Source organism: Streptomyces sp. NPDC005494 (assembly GCF_042872025.1).
GTDB lineage: Bacteria > Actinomycetota > Actinomycetes > Streptomycetales > Streptomycetaceae > Streptomyces.
On sequence record NZ_JBIAJR010000001.1, the window covers coordinates 749,028 to 767,237 of the forward strand.

The 18,210-nt window shown below is 70.9% G+C and carries 19 protein-coding genes; 8 read left to right on the forward strand and 11 right to left on the reverse strand.

The window, feature by feature from the left end:
• Nucleotides 1-15 precede the first annotated feature (15 nt).
• Entirely contained in the window at nt 16-879 is an 864-nt protein-coding gene (locus ACFYQ6_RS03435) for a helix-turn-helix transcriptional regulator (RefSeq protein ID WP_388760173.1), read from the reverse strand.
• Between the two features lie 101 nt (nt 880-980).
• On the opposite strand from ACFYQ6_RS03435, the gene ACFYQ6_RS03440 reads away from it, so the two are divergent.
• Nucleotides 981-2,450, forward strand: a complete 1,470-nt coding sequence (locus tag ACFYQ6_RS03440) for an MFS transporter (RefSeq protein ID WP_388760176.1) — start codon at nt 981-983, stop codon at nt 2,448-2,450.
• A 68-nt stretch (nt 2,451-2,518) separates the two neighbouring features.
• Here ACFYQ6_RS03440 and ACFYQ6_RS03445 read toward each other — a convergent pair whose 3' ends face one another.
• The 3 genes from ACFYQ6_RS03445 to ACFYQ6_RS03455 form a co-directional block, all read right to left on the reverse strand.
• Entirely contained in the window at nt 2,519-2,725 is a 207-nt protein-coding gene (locus ACFYQ6_RS03445; RefSeq protein ID WP_361571180.1) for a DUF6243 family protein, read from the reverse strand.
• A 185-nt stretch (nt 2,726-2,910) separates the two neighbouring features.
• The gene (locus ACFYQ6_RS03450; RefSeq protein WP_356735268.1) at nt 2,911-3,114 is read right to left on the reverse strand and encodes a hypothetical protein; all 204 of its coding nucleotides are present in this window, start codon (nt 3,112-3,114) and stop codon (nt 2,911-2,913) included.
• Nucleotides 3,115-3,206: 92 nt separating this feature from the next.
• Nucleotides 3,207-4,589: a glycine--tRNA ligase gene (locus ACFYQ6_RS03455; protein ID WP_145801629.1), complete on the reverse strand. Its 1,383-nt coding sequence runs from the start codon at nt 4,587-4,589 to the stop codon at nt 3,207-3,209.
• A 219-nt stretch (nt 4,590-4,808) separates the two neighbouring features.
• Between ACFYQ6_RS03455 and ACFYQ6_RS03460 the strand changes: the two genes are divergently transcribed.
• The 4 genes from ACFYQ6_RS03460 (at nt 4,809) to ACFYQ6_RS03475 (ending at nt 7,997) form a co-directional block, all read left to right on the forward strand.
• Nucleotides 4,809-5,780, forward strand: coding sequence for a metal ABC transporter substrate-binding protein (locus tag ACFYQ6_RS03460; protein WP_388760180.1), 972 nt, complete (start codon nt 4,809-4,811; stop codon nt 5,778-5,780).
• A 41-nt stretch (nt 5,781-5,821) separates the two neighbouring features.
• Nucleotides 5,822-6,598, forward strand: coding sequence for a metal ABC transporter ATP-binding protein (locus ACFYQ6_RS03465; protein ID WP_388760183.1), 777 nt, complete (start codon nt 5,822-5,824; stop codon nt 6,596-6,598).
• Complete coding sequence (locus tag ACFYQ6_RS03470) at nt 6,598-7,497, forward strand: metal ABC transporter permease (protein ID WP_388760932.1); 900 nt, start codon at nt 6,598-6,600, stop codon at nt 7,495-7,497. Before ACFYQ6_RS03465 ends, ACFYQ6_RS03470 begins: the two co-directional genes overlap by 1 nt.
• Before the next feature lie 65 nt (nt 7,498-7,562).
• Nucleotides 7,563-7,997 (forward strand): transcriptional repressor, encoded by a 435-nt coding sequence (locus ACFYQ6_RS03475; protein ID WP_145801625.1) that lies wholly within the window; start codon nt 7,563-7,565, stop codon nt 7,995-7,997.
• 43 nt (nt 7,998-8,040) lie between these two features.
• Here the strand turns inward: ACFYQ6_RS03475 and ACFYQ6_RS03480 are convergent, their stop codons facing one another.
• The 4 genes from ACFYQ6_RS03480 to leuA all read right to left on the reverse strand — a co-directional run bounded on the left by ACFYQ6_RS03480 (nt 8,041) and on the right by leuA (nt 12,471).
• A complete protein-coding gene (locus ACFYQ6_RS03480) occupies nt 8,041-8,853 on the reverse strand; it encodes an isoprenyl transferase (protein ID WP_361571189.1) in 813 nt (270 codons plus the stop codon).
• Between the two features lie 22 nt (nt 8,854-8,875).
• Complete coding sequence (gene recO, locus ACFYQ6_RS03485) at nt 8,876-9,622, reverse strand: DNA repair protein RecO (RefSeq protein ID WP_145801622.1); 747 nt, start codon at nt 9,620-9,622, stop codon at nt 8,876-8,878.
• Nucleotides 9,623-9,742: 120 nt separating this feature from the next.
• Nucleotides 9,743-10,447: a TerB family tellurite resistance protein gene (locus ACFYQ6_RS03490; protein ID WP_388760189.1), complete on the reverse strand. Its 705-nt coding sequence runs from the start codon at nt 10,445-10,447 to the stop codon at nt 9,743-9,745.
• 233 nt (nt 10,448-10,680) lie between these two features.
• Nucleotides 10,681-12,471 (reverse strand): 2-isopropylmalate synthase, encoded by a 1,791-nt coding sequence (gene leuA / locus ACFYQ6_RS03495; RefSeq protein WP_356735253.1) that lies wholly within the window; start codon nt 12,469-12,471, stop codon nt 10,681-10,683.
• A 292-nt stretch (nt 12,472-12,763) separates the two neighbouring features.
• On the opposite strand from leuA, the gene ACFYQ6_RS03500 reads away from it, so the two are divergent.
• Together ACFYQ6_RS03500 and ACFYQ6_RS03505 are read left to right on the forward strand one after the other, a co-directional pair.
• Nucleotides 12,764-13,840, forward strand: coding sequence for a M4 family metallopeptidase (locus ACFYQ6_RS03500; protein WP_361571196.1), 1,077 nt, complete (start codon nt 12,764-12,766; stop codon nt 13,838-13,840).
• A 54-nt stretch (nt 13,841-13,894) separates the two neighbouring features.
• Nucleotides 13,895-14,161 (forward strand): protealysin inhibitor emfourin, encoded by a 267-nt coding sequence (locus ACFYQ6_RS03505; protein ID WP_361571199.1) that lies wholly within the window; start codon nt 13,895-13,897, stop codon nt 14,159-14,161.
• Between the two features lie 130 nt (nt 14,162-14,291).
• On the opposite strand, the gene era is transcribed toward ACFYQ6_RS03505, so the two are convergent.
• Genes era through ACFYQ6_RS03520 form a run of 3 tightly spaced genes read right to left on the reverse strand, consistent with a single transcriptional unit; the run spans nt 14,292 to nt 16,645 of the window.
• Nucleotides 14,292-15,266: a GTPase Era gene (gene era, locus ACFYQ6_RS03510; RefSeq protein WP_356735247.1), complete on the reverse strand. Its 975-nt coding sequence runs from the start codon at nt 15,264-15,266 to the stop codon at nt 14,292-14,294.
• Nucleotides 15,267-15,318: 52 nt separating this feature from the next.
• A complete protein-coding gene (locus ACFYQ6_RS03515; protein ID WP_361571202.1) occupies nt 15,319-15,672 on the reverse strand; it encodes a cytidine deaminase in 354 nt (117 codons plus the stop codon).
• A gap of 49 nt (nt 15,673-15,721) precedes the next feature.
• Nucleotides 15,722-16,645: a helix-turn-helix transcriptional regulator gene (locus tag ACFYQ6_RS03520; RefSeq protein WP_388760195.1), complete on the reverse strand. Its 924-nt coding sequence runs from the start codon at nt 16,643-16,645 to the stop codon at nt 15,722-15,724.
• 126 nt (nt 16,646-16,771) lie between these two features.
• On the opposite strand from ACFYQ6_RS03520, the gene ACFYQ6_RS03525 reads away from it, so the two are divergent.
• The gene (locus ACFYQ6_RS03525) at nt 16,772-18,187 is read left to right on the forward strand and encodes an MFS transporter (RefSeq protein ID WP_361571207.1); all 1,416 of its coding nucleotides are present in this window, start codon (nt 16,772-16,774) and stop codon (nt 18,185-18,187) included.
• The last annotated feature ends 23 nt before the right edge of the window (nt 18,188-18,210 follow it).

The window sequence follows — 18,210 nt, forward strand, 5'->3', positions numbered from 1 at the left end:
GGCCGGGACAGCCGTTCAGCCCCCGGCGACGGCCGAGGCCAGCAGCCGCTCCAGCCCCCGCCGGGATTCCTCGTCCGACGGGACGTAGGTCACCAGGCGCGGACCGGCCGAGGGGCCCAGCCACAGGTCGGTGTGGTCGAGGCTGAGCAGCCCCACCCGGGCGTTGCGGAAGATCTTGGTCCGGTTGGAGGCTCCCACCACCTCGTGCCGGGCCCAGATCTCGGAGAACTCAGGCGAGGCCGCCTCCAGCCGCCCCAGCAGTGCCTTCCAGGCAGGCTCGGCCAGGTGCTCCGCCATCGCGGCCCGGAACTTGGCGGCCATCACCCGGCGCATGGCGGTCAGATCGACGACGGAGGACCGCCAGCCCTCGTCGGTGTAGGCGAGGAGCATGCAGTTGCGGTCCTCCGGGGCGACGGCGTCCAGGTCGCACAGCAGCCGCCCGTAGGTGCGGTTGTAGGCGAGGATGTCGTACCGGCTGTTCTGGATGCAGGCGGGGAAGGGCTCCAGGCGCGTGAGCATCTCCTGCAGCGCCGGTGTGACGCCCGCGCAGTCCGAGCCCGGCGCGGGGTCGACCGCCCCCGCGAGGGAGAAGAGATGGGTGCGCTCGCTGCGGTCGAGCAGCAGCGCGCGGGCCAGCGAGTCGAGGACCTGGGGCGAGACCCGGATGTCGCGCGCCTGCTCCAGCCACGTGTACCACGTGACGCCCACGGCCGAGAGGTGCGCGACCTCCTCGCGGCGCAGCCCGGGGGTGCGCCTGCGGCGGCCCCGGGGCAGACCGGCCTGCTCGGGGGTGATCCGTTCGCGGCGGCTGCGCAGGAAGTCCGCGAGCTCCTGCCGCCTGATGTCCGTCCCGGTCGCCCCGGGAGCCACGGTCGTCATCCACCCAGCGTGCCGGAGACCCCAGCGCATTGCCAGGTGCTCCTGGTACCAGGATGAAGAGACTCTGGTACCAGTCTGAGCGCGGGTCCAGTCTCGATGCCGTGAGTGATTCCTCCGTACTGACGAACGCACCCGCCACCGGCACGCCCGTGGCGCGGTTCGACCACCCGGCGCCCGCGCTCGGGGGGCTCGGTCTGTTCACCGTGCTCCTCGGCGGGGCGCTGCCGCTCATCGACTTCTTCATCGTGAACGTCGCCCTGCCCACCATCGACCACGACCTGGCCGCGGGCCCCGCCCTGCTGGAGCTGGTGGTCGCGGGTTACGGCCTCTCGTACGCCGTGCTGCTCGTCCTCGGCGGGCGTCTGGGCGACATGGCCGGGCGGCGCAGGCTCTTCCTCGTCGGCATGGCCGCCTTCGGTCTCACCTCCCTCGCCTGCGGGCTGGCCCCGGACGCCTGGACCCTCGTGGGGGCCCGGGTCGCGCAGGGCGCCGCCGCGGCCCTGATGCTGCCGCAGGTGCTCGCCACCATCCAGGCGTCCACGGCCGGGCACCGCCGCGCCCGCGCCATGAGCCTGTACGGGGCGACCGCGGGGCTCTCCATGGTCGCCGGGCAGATCCTCGGCGGTGTCCTGGTGTCCGCGGCCCCGCTGTCCTCGGTGTTCGGCGAGAGCGCGGGCTGGCGCTCGGTGTTCCTGGTGAACGTCCCGGTGGTGCTCGTGGGGCTGTTCCTGGCCGCCCGGTCGATGCCCGAGACGCGCTCGGAGCGGCCCGCGCCCGTCGACGTACCGGGCACGCTGCTGCTGGCCGTCTCGCTGGTGACGCTGCTGGCCCCGCTGACCGAGGGGCGCGCGGCGGGCTGGCCGTTGTGGACCTGGGTGTCCCTGGGGCTGTTCCCGTTCGCCGCGGCGGCCTTCTACCGGGTCGAGCGGCGGGCCGACGCCCAGGGGCGGACCCCGCTGGTGCCGCCGAGCCTGCTGCGGCTCGACTCGCTGCGGCGCGGCCTGATGCTCGTGGTGCCCTTCTCCATCGGCTTCGGCGGCTTCATGTTCGTGATCGCCGTGGCCCTCCAGCAGGGTCTGGAGATGGGCCCGGCGGCGGCCGGCCTGTCGCTGGCACCGATGGCCACCGCCTTCTTCGCGGCTTCCCTGGCCGGGCCCCGGCTGGTACGCCGCTTCGGCAGCCGGGTCGTGACGGCCGGCGGGCTGATCCAGGGCGTGGGTGTCACGGCGCTGGCCCTGACCGTGTGGCGCGGCTGGCCGGACCTCGGCCTCCTGGGGCTGCTGCCGGGCGTCGCGATCGCGGGGCTCGGGCAGGGGCTGCAACTGCCCGTCCTGATCCGCATCGTGCTCTCCGACGTGCCGTCCGAGCGGGCCGGGGTCGGCGGCGGCGTGATGACGACGACGCAGCAGGCCGCGCTGGCCCTCGGCGTCGCCACGCTCGGCACGCTGTTCCTCGCGCTGGCGCCCGGGCAGGGGATGCGCGACGCCCTGCTCGTGACGCTGCTCGTGCAGCTGGGCACCGTCGTCCTGACGACGCTGCTGAGCCTGCGGCTGCCCCGCACGGTGGGGTGAGGGGAGAAGGCAGGGCCCCGGATCACCGAGGTGGTCCGGGGCCCTGCCTTACGGGTGGTGCGAGGAGGTCAGCTCCCGGCCGGTGCGTCCTGCTCCGGCTCGGCCTCGGCGGCGGCTGCAGCGCGCTCACGCATCTTGCGCACCAGCTCCTGCTTCTTGTCCTCGGCGGCCTTGCGGTCGTTGTCGCGCGCGGGGCCCGCGCCCTGCTGTTCGGCGCGGGACAGCTTCTTGCGCTGCCCGCCCACGCCGAGGAGGTTGTTGCGGCTCTTGGCCACGGGGTTCTCCCGTTCGTAGTGAGGAGGTGAGGATGACGTGTCGTGTATCGATCCGATGAGCGACGGGCGGTCGGGCCCGTCGCGCGCTCACTCGTAGATCTGGAAGAACGAAGACATGACGGAAAGGTACCCCGGCGAAGGGGGTGCCTCATCCGGTTATTTTCGGCCGACGGCCTGTTGCCGCCTCAGGCCGTCGGGTCGACCGTGGCCTGGTGCGCCTCGGTCAGGTGCTCCTCGGCCTTCAGCCAGGGCAGGAACTGCGCCCCCTTGCGCCAGCCGCAGGTGGCGCAGGTCAGCTGCCGCCTGGGCCCCGACTTCCGTACGTGGACGACGTGTTCACGGCCGTGCTGGTCCCATCTGCTGACCTTGCTCGTGGTCATGGACGGCATCCTGGCCTCCCCTGTGGACGAGTGCGCCCAGTGTGCCCGAAGCCCCCGGCTCCGTATGCCGGAACCGGGGGCTTCGTCGTGAGGACGGGCGGTCAGCAGCCCAGCAGACGGGAGCCGAGGTAGCTCTGGATCTGGTCCAGGGAGACGCGCTCCTGCTTCATCGTGTCGCGCTCGCGCACGGTCACCGCGTTGTCGTCGAGGGTGTCGAAGTCGACGGTGACGCAGAACGGCGTGCCGATCTCGTCCTGGCGGCGGTAGCGGCGGCCGATGGCACCCGCGTCGTCGAACTCGATGTTCCAGTTCTGCCGCAGGTCGGCGGCGAGGCCCTTGGCCTTCGGCGAGAGCTGCGGGTTGCGGGACAGCGGCAGGACCGCGACCTTGACCGGCGCCAGGCGCGGGTCGAGGCGCATCACGGCGCGCTTCTCCATGACGCCCTTGGCGTTGGGAGCCTCGTCCTCGCTGTACGCGTCGAGGAGGAACGCCAGCAGCGAGCGTCCGACACCGGCCGCCGGCTCGATGACGTACGGCGTGTAGCGCTCGCCCTTCTCCTGGTCGAAGTAGAAGAGGTCGGTGCCCGAAGCCTTGGAGTGCGCCTTGAGGTCGTAGTCCGTGCGGTTGGCGACGCCCTCCAGCTCGCCCCACTCGCTGCCGCCGAAGCGGAAGCGGTACTCGATGTCAGCGGTGCGCTTGGAGTAGTGGGAGAGCTTCTCCTGCGGGTGCTCGAACCACCGCATGTTCTCCTCGCGCAGGCCCAGGCCGGTGTACCAGTTCCAGCGCTGCTCCATCCAGTACTCCTGCCACTGCTCGTCCTCGCCCGGCTTGACGAAGAACTCCATCTCCATCTGCTCGAACTCACGGGTGCGGAAGATGAAGTTGCCCGGAGTGATCTCGTTCCGGAAGGACTTGCCCATCTGCGCGATGCCGAACGGCGGCTTCTTGCGCGAGGTCTGCAGGACCTGGCCGAAGTTGGTGAAGATGCCCTGGGCCGTCTCGGGACGCAGGTAGGCGACGGAGCCGGAGTCCTGGGTCGGGCCGAGGTGGGTGGAGAGCAGACCCGAGAACTGCTTGGGCTCGGTGAAGGTGCCCTTGTTGCCGCAGTTGGGGCAGTTGAGGTCGGCGAGGCCGTTCACGGGCGGCTTGCCGTGCTTCTCCTCGTACGCCTCCTCCAGGTGGTCGGCGCGGTAGCGCTTGTGACAGGAGGTGCACTCGGTGAGCGGGTCCGAGAACGTGGCGACGTGGCCGGAGGCGACCCAGACCTCGGGGGCAAGGATGACCGACGAGTCGATACCGACCACGTCCTCGCGCGAGGTGACCATGTAGCGCCACCACTGGCGCTTGAGGTTCTCCTTCAGCTCGACGCCCAGGGGCCCGTAGTCCCAGGCGGCCTTCTGGCCACCGTAGATCTCACTGCAGGGGTAGACGAAGCCACGGCGCTTGCTCAGGCTGACGATGGTGTCGATCTTGTCGGCGGCCACGGTGCTCTCTTCATTACGACGGCGAAATTGGACAGGGACGGCGCGCGGCGCCTCGGTGGTGGGGGTGGTCCGGGAGACGGGCGGGCGAATGCCCCAGATTACCGGCGGGCGCACCCCCCGGATCAAATCGGTGGGGCGCATCGCGGTCACGAAGTCCGGATCCGGGCATCTGATCAGCCTTGTTGACAATCGTTTCCACATTTGTTGAAAATGACTGTCATGAACGTACGCCGCCTCATACCCACCACCGCCGTCGCGGGAGCAGTCGCCCTCGGCCTCACCGCGCTCTCCGCCTGCTCCTCGTCCGACGCGGCCGAGGGCAGCGGCGACGGCAAGCTGAACGTGGTGGCGTCCTTCTACCCGATGCAGTTCCTCGCCGAGGAGATCGGCGGGAGCCATGTGTCGGTCACCTCGCTGACGAAGCCCGGTGTGGAACCGCACGACCTGGAGCTCTCCCCCCAGCAGATCGGCGGCCTGAGCGACGCCGACTACATCCTGTTCCTCAAGAACGTCCAGCCCGCCGTCGACGACGCCGTCGCACAGGCAGGTGTCGAGAACACCGTGGACGCCGCGGAGCTCACCACGCTGGAGAGCCACGGTTCGGCGGTCGACGGCCACGACCACGGCGCCGACGAGCACGAGGGCGAGGAGCACGAGGAGGACGGCGCGGCCCTCGACCCGCACATCTGGCTCGATCCCGTGAAGTACGCCGAGGTCGCCGAAGGCGTCGGGAAGTCCCTGGAGAAGGCCGACCCCGACAACGCCGCGGACTACCGCAAGAACACCGAGAGCCTCGTCGCCGAGCTGGACAAGCTGGACAAGGCCTTCGAGGCCGGGCTGAAGAACACCGCCACGAAGACGTTCATCACCACGCACTCCGCCTTCGGGTACCTCGCCGAGCGCTACGGCCTCACCCAGGAGGGCATCGCCGGTCTCGACCCCGAGACCGAGCCCAGCCCCGCCCGGATCGACGAGATCCACCACGTCGCGGAGGAGAACAAGGCCACCACGGTGTTCTTCGAGACGCTCGCCAGCGACAAGACCGCCAAGACGCTGGCGAAGGACCTCGGTCTGAGCACGGCCGTCCTGGACCCGCTGGAGGGAATTACCGACAAGTCCGCGGGCGCTGACTACATCGAGGTCATGGAGTCCAACCTGGCCGCGCTGGAGAAGGCCCTCGGCGCGAAGTGACCCGAGCAACACCCGAACCAGCCGCAGCACCGGAGGCGATCGTGCCCGAGCCCAGTAGGCCAGAAGCCGTGATCAGCATGCGCGGAGCCACGGCGACGCTCGGCGCGCGCCCGGTGCTGCGCGGTGTCGACCTCACCGTCCACCGCGGCGAGGTCGTGGCCCTGCTGGGGGCCAACGGCTCCGGCAAGTCCACCGCCGTACGCTCGGTCATCGGCCAGGTGCCGCTGACCGGCGGGACCGTGGAGCTGTTCGGTACGCCGCTGCCCCGCTTCCGGCAGTGGGCCCGCGTCGGTTACGTACCGCAGCGCACCACGGCGGCCGGCGGTGTCCCCGCCACGATCCGCGAGGTCGTAGCCTCCGGGCGGCTGTCGCGCACGAGGTTCCTGCCGCTCGGCAGGCAGGACCGGGCGGCCGTGGACCGGGCCATCGAGCTCGTCGGCCTCACCGAGCGCGCCAAGGACTCGGTGAACGCCCTCTCGGGCGGCCAGCACCAGCGGGTGCTGATCGCCCGCGCGCTCGTCGCCGAGCCCGAGGTCCTGATCATGGACGAGCCCATGGCGGGCGTCGACCTGGCCAGCCAGGAGATCCTCGCCGCCACGCTGCGCGAGCAGGTCGCCGGCGGCGCGACGGTGCTGCTCGTCCTGCACGAGCTCGGGGCGCTGGAACCGCTGATCGACCGGGCGATCGTCCTGCGCGACGGCTGCGTCATGCACGACGGGCCGCCCCCCGAGGCCGTGGGCCAGCACGCGCTGCCCGGCCACGACCACGTACACCCCCACGCGGCCACCGAGCCCGTACGGACGGGACTGCTGACCTGATCATGCTGGAATTCCTGAACCCCCCCTTCATGCAGCGGGCCCTGATCGCGGCCGTCCTGGTCGGCATCACCGCCCCCGCCATCGGCATCTACCTCGTCCAGCGCCGCCAGGCCCTGATGGGCGACGGCATCGGCCACGTCGCGATGACCGGTGTGGGCCTCGGCTTCCTGCTCTCCACCAACCCGGTCTGGATGGCGACGCTCGTCGCCGTGGCCGGTTCGGTCGTGATGGAGCTCATCCGGTGGTACGGCCGCACGCGCGGCGACATCGCCCTGGCCATGCTCTTCTACGGCGGCATGGCGGGCGGCGTGATGCTGATCAACCTCTCGGACACCGGCTCCAACGCCAACCTGACCTCGTTCCTCTTCGGCTCCCTGTCGACGGTCTCCGAGGAGGACGTCACCGCGATCGTCGTGCTGGCCGCCTTCGTGGTGCTGGTCACCGTGGGACTGCGGCGGCAGTTGTTCGCCGTCAGCCAGGACGAGGAGTTCGCCCGGGTCACCGGGCTGCCGGTGCGCGTGCTCAACCTGCTGGTCGCCGTGACGGCCGCCGTCACGGTCACCGTGGCGATGCGGGTCGTCGGCCTGCTGCTCGTCAGCGCGCTGATGGTGGTGCCGGTCGCCGCCGCCCAGCAGATCTCGAAGTCCTTCAAGGTGACGTTCGTCCTGGCCGTGGTCATCGGTACGGCGGTCACCCTGGCCGGCACCGTGACCTCGTACTACCAGGACGTGCCCCCGGGCGCGACGATCGTGCTGCTGGCCATCGCCGCGTTCGTCCTGCTCACCGCGCTCGCCACGCCGCTGGCCCGCCGGCGCGCCAAGGTACGCGGGAGCGAGGCGGACCGGTGCACCCTTGAGGTACCGGCGGCCCGCCCGGCGTCGGACGACGTACGGGTGTGACCGTGGCGCCGGGCCGGGCTGGCACAATGGCCCGACGTACGTACGGGCGACACGAGGAGGCAGCTGTGGCGACGGCGCCGATCAGTGGCACGAACGCGGCACCGGTACGCGGCCGGTCCACCCGGCAGCGGGCGGCGGTCGCGGCGGCGCTCGACGAGGTCGACGAGTTCCGCAGCGCCCAGGACCTGCACGACGTGCTCAAGCACCGGGGCGACTCGGTCGGCCTGACCACGGTCTACCGCACGCTCCAGTCCCTCGCCGACGCGGGCGAGGTCGACGTGCTGCGCACGACGGACGGCGAGGCCGTCTACCGGCGCTGCTCGACCGGTGACCACCACCATCACCTGGTCTGCCGCGTCTGCGGCAAGGCCGTCGAGGTGGAGGGCCCGGCAGTGGAGCAGTGGGCCGAGACCGTGGCCGCGCAGCACGGCTATGTGAACGTGGCCCACACGGTGGAGATCTTCGGCACCTGCGCGGAGTGCGCGGCCGAGCGGAGCTGACCGCCGGTGGGGGTCCCGGGCCCCGGGGCCCCCACCGTCCGGCTCACGCCTGCGTGACCTCCTCGGCCCCGCCGAACCGCCGGTCGCGCCGGGCGAACTCCAGGCAGGCACGCCACAGGTCCCGGCGGTCGAAGTCCGGCCACAGGACGTCCTGGAAGACCATCTCGGCGTACGCGCTCTGCCAGATCAGGTAGTTGGACGTGCGCTGCTCTCCGCTCGGGCGCACGAAGAGGTCCACGTCCGGCATGTCCGGGTAGTAGATGTACTTCGCGAACGTCTTCTCGTTGACCTTCGACGGGTCGAGCTTCCCCGCCGCGACGTCCTGGGCGATGCGCTGCGCCGCGTCGGCGATCTCGGCCCGGCCGCCGTAGTTGACGCAGAAGTACAACGTCATCTTGTCGTTGTCCTTGGTCTGCTCCTGGGCGACCTGGAGCTCCTGGACGACGGATTTCCACAGCTTCGGCATGCGGCCGACCCAGCGGATGCGGATGCCGAGCTCGTCCATCTCGTCGCGCCGGCGGCGGATGACGTCCCGGTTGAAGTTCATGAGGAACTTCACCTCGTCCGGCGAGCGCTTCCAGTTCTCCGTGGAGAAGGCGTACAGCGAGAGGTTCTTGACGCCCATCTCGATACAGCCCTTGAGGACGTCCATGACGACGCCCTCACCGACCTTGTGGCCCTCGGTGCGCGGAAGACCCCGCTCCTTGGCCCAGCGGCCGTTGCCGTCCATCACGACGGCGACGTGCTTGGGCACGAGCTCGCCGGGGATCTTCGGCGGGGTGGCGCCGGAGGGGTGCGGCTCGGGGGTCTTGTACTCACGCCGGTTACGGCCGCCGAGCATCCCGCGTACTGCCATGGGCTTCTCTCGTCTCCCTGTGTCACTTCTCTACGTACCGCAGTGAGCGCAGACCGCGCTCCAGGTGCCAGTGCAGGTAGGCGGACACGAGCCCGCTCCCCTCCCTGACGTGACGCGCCTCGGACGCGTCCGCCGTCTCCCAGTCACCGGTGAGCAACGCGCTCAGCAGTTCGACGGCCTCCGCCGAGGGTACGACGCTGCCGGGCACCCGGCAGTCGCCGCATATGACGCCGCCCGCCGCGACGGAGAAGAAACGGTTCGGTCCGGGCATTCCGCACTTGGCGCAGTCGTCGAAACTCGGGGCGTAGCCGTTGACGGCCAGCGAACGCAGCAGGAAGGCGTCCAGGATGAGGTTCGGCGCGTGCTCGGCGCGCGCGAGGGTGCGCAGTCCGCCGACGAGCAGCAGGTACTGCTGGACCGCGGGTTCGCCCTCGTGGTCGGTGAAGCGCTCGGCCGTCTCCAGCATCGCGGTGCCCGCGGTGTAGCGGGCGTAGTCGGAGACGATCCCGCCACCGTACGGAGCGATCGTCTCGCTCTGGGTGCACAGGGGAAGGCCCCGGCCGACGAGCTCGCTGCCGCGCGCGAAGAACTGCACGTCGACGTGCGAGAAGGGTTCGAGCCGCGCCCCGAACTTCGACTTGGTGCGGCGCACCCCGCGGGCCACGGCACGCACCCGCCCGTGGCCGCGGGTCAGGATCGTGATGATCCGGTCGGCCTCGCCCAGCTTCTGCGTACGCAGCACGACGCCGTCGTCCCGGAACAAGCTCATGCGCCCATTGTCGCCCACCGCGGCACCGGCCCACGAAGCGGTTCCCGAAGCCGTGCGGGCCCGGACGGCCCCCGTTCCCCTCAGGGAACCTCCGGGAGCCGTGTGGGGTGCAGCAGCGGCCTACGAGGGCGTACGGGCGGCCGCGGCGAGCAGCTCCGCGGTGTCTGCGGGGCAGAGCTGGAGCGCGCCGCCGACCATGGTCAGCACCTCGCGCTCCGCCTGGCTGTACGGTCCGTCGGCGAGCGCGATCCTGGCGCCCCGCAGCAGGACGCCCTCGCGGCCGGCGACGGCCAGGTGGGGTGCGAGGGGTTCGAGGACCTCGTGCAGCTCTATGGCGAGGGCCGCGCCGCAGGCTTCGGCCGCGGGATCGGACGTGCCGCCGGGGCCGGTGTCGGCGGCGAGCACCTCGACGATGGTGAAGAGCTGCTCCTGGGTGCAGTCGTCGAGCCCGGCGTCGCGCACGACGGCAGCCGCGGTCTCCAGGACCGTACGGGAGGTGGTGCCGCCGGCCGCGAGCACGGCGAGCGTGACCGTGTGCACGGCCTCGCGGAGCATCGCGGAGAAACGGGTGGTGGTGGGGCGGTCCAGGGTGTCGGTCGCGAAGTGCGCCCGGCACGCGGCGCATTCGACGACGGGTCCCGCGCTCCCCCGGCTCAGCAGGGGCAGACCGAGGACCGTGAGGCGGTGGCGGCCGGTGAGACGCCGGTAGTTGCGATCGCCTCCGCAGCCCGGGCAGAAGAACTCGCCGTCACCGACGGTGTCCCAGACGGTGCGAATGCCGCAGATGCGCAGCTTCGTGGCGCTTTGTCCTTTGGCTGTCCGCACGTCGCACACCTCCGTAACTCCCCCGTAGCCCTTCGGGCACGGGAGGTACCCCCAGGCAACATTGCCGGGTTGGACGTGATGTTAGCCACATGCGTGATGTGGCGTCAGTATCCCGGACGTCACAACACCGGGAGATGGCCGAACCCCGCCCACCCTCGGAGGGTGAACGGGGTTCCCGGGCCGGTCGGTTCGGCGTCATGTAGGACGTTTGTCCGTCATGCCGCCCGCCGGTGTCAGCGGGTCGCGCGGTTGACCGCGGAGACCACGGCCTTGAGCGAGGCGCGCGTGGTGTTGGCGTCGATTCCGATGCCCCACAGCACCTTGCCGTCGATGGCGCACTCGATGTAGGAGGCCGCCTGCGCGCTCGCGCCCTCGCTCATCGTGTGCTCGGTGTAGTCCAGCAGACGGGCGTCGATGCCGATGGCCTGCAGCGCTTCGAAGAACGCGGAGATCGGTCCGTTGCCGGTGCCGGTCAGCACCGTGTCCGTGCCGTCCACCGTGGCCTCGACGGTGATCGTGTCCTGCCCGTCGGAGCCGGTGGTGGTCTGGCCGGAACGGATCTGCACGCGTCCCCAGGCGTTCTCGGGGTTCGGCAGGTACTCGTCCCGGAAGGTCGACCAGATCTGGGCCGGCGTGACCTCGCCGCCCTCGGCGTCGGTCTTGGCCTGAATGATCCGGGAGAACTCGATCTGCATGCGGCGCGGCAGGTCCAGCTTGTGGTCGTTCTTCAGGACGTAGGCGATCCCGCCCTTGCCGGACTGCGAGTTGACCCGGATGACGGCCTCGTAGGACCGGCCGACGTCCTTCGGGTCGATCGGCAGGTACGGCACCGCCCACTCGATGTCGTCGACCGTCTTCCCCTGGGAGGCGGCGTCGGCCTCCATGGCGTCGAAGCCCTTCTTGATGGCGTCCTGGTGGGAGCCGGAGAAGGCGGTGTAGACCAGGTCGCCCGCGTAGGGGTGGCGCGGGTGGACCTCCATCTGGTTGCAGTACTCGCTGGTGCGGCGGATCTCGTCGATCTGCGAGAAGTCGATCTGCGGGTCGACGCCCTGGGAGAAGAGGTTCATGCCCAGGGTGACCAGGTCGACGTTGCCGGTGCGCTCGCCCTGGCCGAACAGGCAGCCCTCGATGCGGTCCGCGCCGGCCATGATGGCCAGCTCGGCGGCGGCCACGGCCGTGCCCCGGTCGTTGTGCGGGTGGACCGACAGGCAGACGTACTCACGGCGGGACAGGTTGCGCGACATCCACTCGAAGCGGTCCGCGTGGGTGGAGGGAGTGGAACGCTCCACGGTGGCGGGCAGGTTGAGGATGATCTCGCGGCCCTCCTCCGGCTGCCAGACGTCACAGACGGCCTCGCAGACCTCCAGGGCGAAGTCCAGCTCGGTGTCGGTGAAGATCTCCGGGCTGTACTGGTAACCGAAGATCGTCTCGTCCCCCAGGATCTTGTCCGCGTACTCCATGACCAGCCGTGTGCCGTCCACGGCGATCTGCTTGACCTCCTCCTTCGAGCCGCGGAAGACCACGCGGCGGAAGGTGGGGGCGGTGGCGTTGTACAGGTGGACGGTGGCGCGGCGGGCACCGACCAGCGACTCGACGGTGCGCTCGATCAGCTCTTCGCGGGCCTGCGTCAGGACGGAGATCGTCACGTCCTCGGGGATCGCGCCCTCTTCGATGATGGAGCGCACGAACGCGAAGTCGGTCTCACCGGAGGACGGGAAGCCGACCTCGATCTCCTTGTAGCCCATGCGTACGAGCAGATCGAACATCTCGCGCTTGCGGGCCGGGGACATCGGGTCGATCAGGGCCTGGTTGCCGTCACGCAGGTCGGTGGACAGCCAGCGGGGCGCCCGCGTGATGCGGTTGTCCGGCCAGGTGCGGCCGGAGATGTCCACGGCCTCGTACCCGCGGTACTTGTGCACCGGCATCCCGGAGGGCTTCTGCAGCTGCGTCGCGTTGGTGACCGGGGTGGGGCCACCCACGGGGGTGGCGGCATCGGCGTTCGCGGAAGGGTTCACTGCGGTCATGGCGTAGGGCTCCTCTGAGGTCCAGCAGGGGCGGCCGACTGTGTCGCTGCAACAGCGAACTCCGCGGGGAGGGAGCCGGCCTACGACTACAGGCCCTCGCCGCGGCAGCTAAGAAGGAGCAGCCCGAAACGCATGATGCGGCAACACTAACCGAGGGGCGCCTGGTGCGTCGGTCCGTATCAGTATGCGGGATCACGCCCTCGTGAAGGCAGAACGGTGATACATCACTCTATTTCGTCAATCGCAATCGCAATTAGTGACAGCGAGGTGACGGAGTGCCACAGTCGTTTGCATGCAGCCTCGACCGAACAACGGGCTCCGGCCCGTCTTCTGCACGATCGTGCCGCCCCACGTCCTCGACAAGCTGTCCCAGGCCGACGACCCGCTCCTGGCCGACCCCGCACGGCGCACCCTGGAGGCCGACGCGGCCCGGCGCCACCACCGGCGGGTGACCGCGCTGGCCTGGACCCCCCAGGCGGCCCGCACCTCCGCCGCGGTCCCCAGCAAGCCCCACCGCACCCTGTACGACTGCCGGCACGGCACGGACCTGCCGGGCCACAGGGTCCGCGACGAAGGGGACGAACCGACCCGGGACGCCAGCGTCAACCGCGCGTACGCGGGACTGGGCGCCACCTTCGACCTGCTGCTCACGGAGTACGGCCGCAGCTCGATCGACGGCAAGGGGCTGCCCCTCATCGGCTCCGTGCACTACGACGAGAGGTACAACAACGCGTTCTTCGACGGCGAGCAGATGGTCTTCGGGGACGGCGACGGCGAGATCTTCCTCGACTTCACCCTCGCGATCGACGTGATCGCCCACGAGCTGGCGCACGGACTCACCCAGTACACCGCCAACCTGGCGTACGAGGGCCAGTCGGGCGCCCTCAACGAATCGGTGTCGGACGTCTTCGGCTCCCTGGTCAAGCAGTACTCGCTGGGCCAGAGCGCGGACCAGGGCGACTGGCTGATCGGCGAGGGACTGCTCGCCCCCCGGGTCAGCGGCGTCGCGCTGCGCTCGATGAAGGCCCCGGGCACGGCGTACGACGACGACGTGCTCGGCAAGGACCCGCAGCCCGCTTCGATGGACGACTACGTCGAGACGGAGGACGACAACGGCGGGGTCCACATCAACTCCGGCATCCCCAACCGCGCCTTCCACCTGCTGGCCACGGCGCTGGGCGGCAACGCCTGGGAGCGGGCCGGCCGGATCTGGTTCGACGTCCTGACCGGCGGCGAACTCGCCCAGGACGCGTCGTTCACGGACTTCGCCAAGCTGACCGTCGCGGCGGCGCGGCACAGGTTCGGCGAGGGCGACGAGGCCGAGGCGGTGCTGAAGGCATGGTCGGAGGTGGGCGTGCCGACACGCTGACCGGGTAGATACGAGCCGGCCCCGTCCGGACGGGGCCAGGCAGGAGCAGGACGCATGCGCATTCAGGTGAGCCGTACCGGCGGTTTCGCCGGCATCGCACGCCGCGGCGAGGTCGACACGGCAGGGCGGCCCGACGCGGCCGAGTGGGAGACCCTGGCCGAGGCGGCGCTCGCCTCCGGGCGGGACGGCCCGACGGCGGGGGTGCCGGACGGCTTCCGCTATCGGATCACGGTGGGCGACCGGGCGGTCGACTGCGCGGACCCACGGCTGACCGAGGCCCAGCGGACGCTGATCTCCCGGGTCCTGAAGGAAGGCGCGTAGGCCCGGGAGGAGTTCTCCCGGGCCTGCGCCCGGGAGGTGTCCGCCCGGAGCCCGGGCCGCGCGGTCTGCCGCGCCCACCCGGGTCTTCCGCTCTCACCGGGGCGGCTCGCGCTCTCCGGACCGCTCGGCCTCAGAAGCCCAGCTTGCGCAGCTGCTTGGGGTCGCGCTGCCAGTCCTTGGCGACCTTCACGTGCAGGTCCAGGAAGACCGGAGTGCCCAGCAGCGCCTCGATGTGCTTGCGCGACTTCGTACCCACGTCCTTGAGCCGCTTGCCCTTCGGGCCGATGATGATGCCCTTCTGGCTGGGCCGCTCGATGTAGACGTTCGCGTGGATGTCGAGCAGCGGCTTGTCCGCCGGACGGTCCTCGCGGGGCAGCATCTCCTCGACGACGACCGCGATGGAGTGCGGCAGCTCGTCGCGTACGCCTTCCAGCGCGGCCTCGCGGATCAGCTCCGCGACCATGACCATCTCGGGCTCGTCGGTGAGGTCGCCCTCCGGGTAGAGCGGGGGGCTCTCGGGCAGGAGCGGGGCGATCAGGTCGGCGAGGAGACCGACCTGCTGGTCCTTGACCGCGGAGACCGGGATGATCTCGGCCCACTCGAAGCCGAGCTCGTCGGCGAGGGCGGAGACGGCGAGCAGCTGCTCGGCGAGCGCCTTGGACTCGACCAGGTCGGTCTTGGTGATGATCGCGATCTTCGGGGTCTTCTTGATCCCGGCGAGTTCCTTGACGATGTACTTGTCGCCGGGGCCGAGCTTCTGGTCGGCGGGCAGGCAGAAGCCGATGACGTCGACCTCGGCCCAGGTGGTCCGTACGACGTCGTTCAGCCGCTCGCCGAGCAGGGTGCGCGGCTTGTGGAGACCGGGCGTGTCCACCAGGATCAGCTGGGCGTCGTCACGGTGCACGATGCCCCGCACCGTGTGCCTGGTGGTCTGGGGGCGGTTGGAGGTGATCGCCACCTTCTGACCGACCAGAGCGTTCGTGAGGGTGGACTTGCCCGCGTTGGGGCGGCCCACGAAGCAGGCGAAGCCGGCCCGGTGGGGGGCGGTGTTCTCAGCCTGCTGCGCAGCGGCTTCGGTGTTCGGTCGAGCGCTCATGGCGCCCATTCTCCCCGATCCCGGCGGCGGCGATGCACAGCAGGGCGAGCCCGCCCCCGATTCAGCCCGCGGTGATCGTGGATCGCAGGGTGCCGTCGGGGCCCGCGAGCAGCACGGGCGTGTCCGGGCCGCCCAGGTCACGGACGGCGGCGCGGTCGGCGTCGGAGGCGGCGTCGGCCTGGGAGACGACGGCCGCGGCCTCCAGCGAAGTGGCACCGCTGGCCACGGCCATCGCGACGGCGGTCTGGAGCGCGCTGAGCTTCAGCGACTCCAGGGCGACGGTGCCGGCGGCGTACGTCCGTCCGGTCTCGTCCCTCACGGCGGCGCCCTCCGGCACCGCGTTCCTGGCGCGGACACTGCGGGCCAGCGTGACGATCTTGCGGTCCTCGGCGCCCAGGGCGTTGTCTTCGGTCATGTGCTGAGCATACGAAGCGGCCCGGCGCGCCCACCGCGACGGGGTCCGCTCACCCCGGGACGGGGTACATCGAGCCTCGCCGTCCTTCGGGCGACGCCAGCCACTGGAGCTTGGCCTCGGTCCCGGTGTCCGGGAGCGGGGTGTGCAGGACGATCACGAGGTCAGGGCGTGCGGGCACCCGCAGCTGGGTGGACTCCACGCGCAGGGTGCCGACGAGCGGGTGGGTGAGCTCCTTGCGGACCTGGCCGCCCGGGGTGACGTCCCGCCGGTCCCAGAGCGCCGCGAACTCGGCGCTGAGTTCCCTCGCCTCGTCGACCACGGCCCGGAACCCCTCGTCCTCGGGGTGGTCGGAGCAGGCTGCCCGGTACTGGGCGACGACCTGGCCCGCGATGGTCTCCCAGTGCTTCGATCTGGCCCGGTACACCGGGTCGGTGAAGAACGCGATCATGCAGTTCTGCACGATCCCGGGGCGCATGCCGAGCACCGCCGACGCCGCGTCGTTGTAGAGCACGGTGTTCCAGTACCGGTCCATGATGTGGGCCGGGAAGGGCATCCAGGCGTCGATGAGCCTGGTCAGTCCCTCGCACATGTCGCGATGGGCCGGATCGACCTCCGGGGCGGGCGGGTTGAGCCCGGCCAGGGCGTAGAGGTGGCGGCGCTCCGCGCTGCTGAGGCGCAGCACCCTGGCGACGGAGTCCAGGACCTGCGGCGAGACGGTGATGTCGCGGCCCTGTTCGAGCCACTGGTACCAGGAGACGCCGACGCCCGCGAGGACGGCGACCTCCTCCCGGCGCAGTCCGGGCGTACGCCGGCGGGCCCCGCCGTCCGGCAGTCCGGCGTCGGCCGGGCTGACCCTGGCCCGGCGGCTCCGCAGGAACTCTCGCAGTTCCGCGAGGCGATGGGCCTTGTCGCCGGTGGCGGCCCGGGCCGTACTGTCACGAACCGCGTTGCTGTGCTGGGCCGGTGAGGCCACGTACTCCCCCTGGTGTCCGTGTGCTCCTGGCTGGTGGTGCGGCCGATGCGCTCCTGGCTGGTGGTGCGGCCAACAGGATAAGTTGCCGCTCCCCACGGATATTCCGGCCCGCCCACGCTGTGGGACATGGCAATCGAATCCCCGACTTCCGCTCCCCCGGGCACCGTTGGCCCGGCGGCCGAGGCCGCGCCCTCGCTCTCCGGCCGGGCCCGCCTGGTGCTCTTCGTGCTGTGCGCCGCCCAGTTCATGGTGGCGCTCGACTTCTCCGTCCTGAACGTGGCGCTGCCCGTCCTCGGCGAGGACCTCGGTCTGAGCCGGTCCGGACTCCAGTGGGCCGTCACGGCCTTCGCCCTGCCGTCCGGCGGGTTCCTGCTGCTCTTCGGCCGGATCGCTGACCTCTACGGCAGGCGCCGGCTGTTCCTCACCGGCCTGGCCGTCTTCGGGGCCGCCTCGCTGCTGGCCACGCTGGCGTGGGACCCCGCGTCGTTCCTGGCCGGCCGGGCGCTCCAGGGGCTCGGGGCGGCCGTGATCGTGCCGACCGGGATGTCCCTGCTGACCACGACCTTCCCGGAGGGCCCGCTGCGGGACCGGGCGCTGGGCATCAGCGGAACCCTGCTCTCGCTGGGCTTCACCATCGGCATGGTCTCGGGCGGTGTGCTCACCGACACGCTGGGCTGGCGTTCCACGATGGCCCTGCTGGCCGGCGCGGCGGTCGTCGTGCTGCTGCTGGCGCCGAAGCTGCTCACCGAGTCGCGTACGCCGCAACGGCCGAAGCTCGACGTGCCCGGGGCCGTCACGGTCACCGGTGGGCTGCTCTCCCTGATCTACGCCCTGTCGACGGCCGCCGAGCGCGGCTTCGGCGGTGCGGACGTCCGGGTCACCCTGGTGCTGGGGGTCGCCCTGCTGGTCGCGTTCGTGGTCTTCGAGTCGCGCTCGGCGGCCCCGCTGGTCTCCCTGCCGATGCTGCGGCGCAGGACGGTCGCCTTCGGGAACCTGGGCGGTCTGGCGACCTTCTCGATGATGAGCACCATCGTCTTCGTCCTGACGCTCTACCTCCAGGATCTGCTGCACCTGTCGGCGCTCGGCACCGGGCTCGTCTTCGGGATCCAGGGCCTGGCGTCGGTGGCCGCCGGGATGTACGCCGCGCGGATCGTGGGCCGGTTCGGGGCTCGCCGGACGCTGGTGCTGTCGCTGCTGGGCCAGGGTGCGTTCATCGCCGCCCTGCTGGGTCTGGGCGAGGACTCGGGTGTCCTGCTCGCCACGGTGGCGGTGTCGCTGGCGAGCGCCTGCCACCTGGGCGCGATCATCTCGTACGGGCTGACCGTGACCTCCGGCGTCCCGGACGAGGAGCAGGGACTGGCGACCGGGCTGGTCACCACGACCCAGCAGGTGGGTATCACGGTGGGCATCCCGCTGCTGGGTGTGCTGTCGACCACGCAGGGCTCGCTGTTCGGCGGCGTCCGGCTGGTGGTGGCCGCGGCGGCGGCGATCCTGGTCGCGACGGGACTGCTGGTGGCGGCCGGTCTGCGCAGGACCGCCTGAGTCCGCCGGAGGTCCGGGTGGGG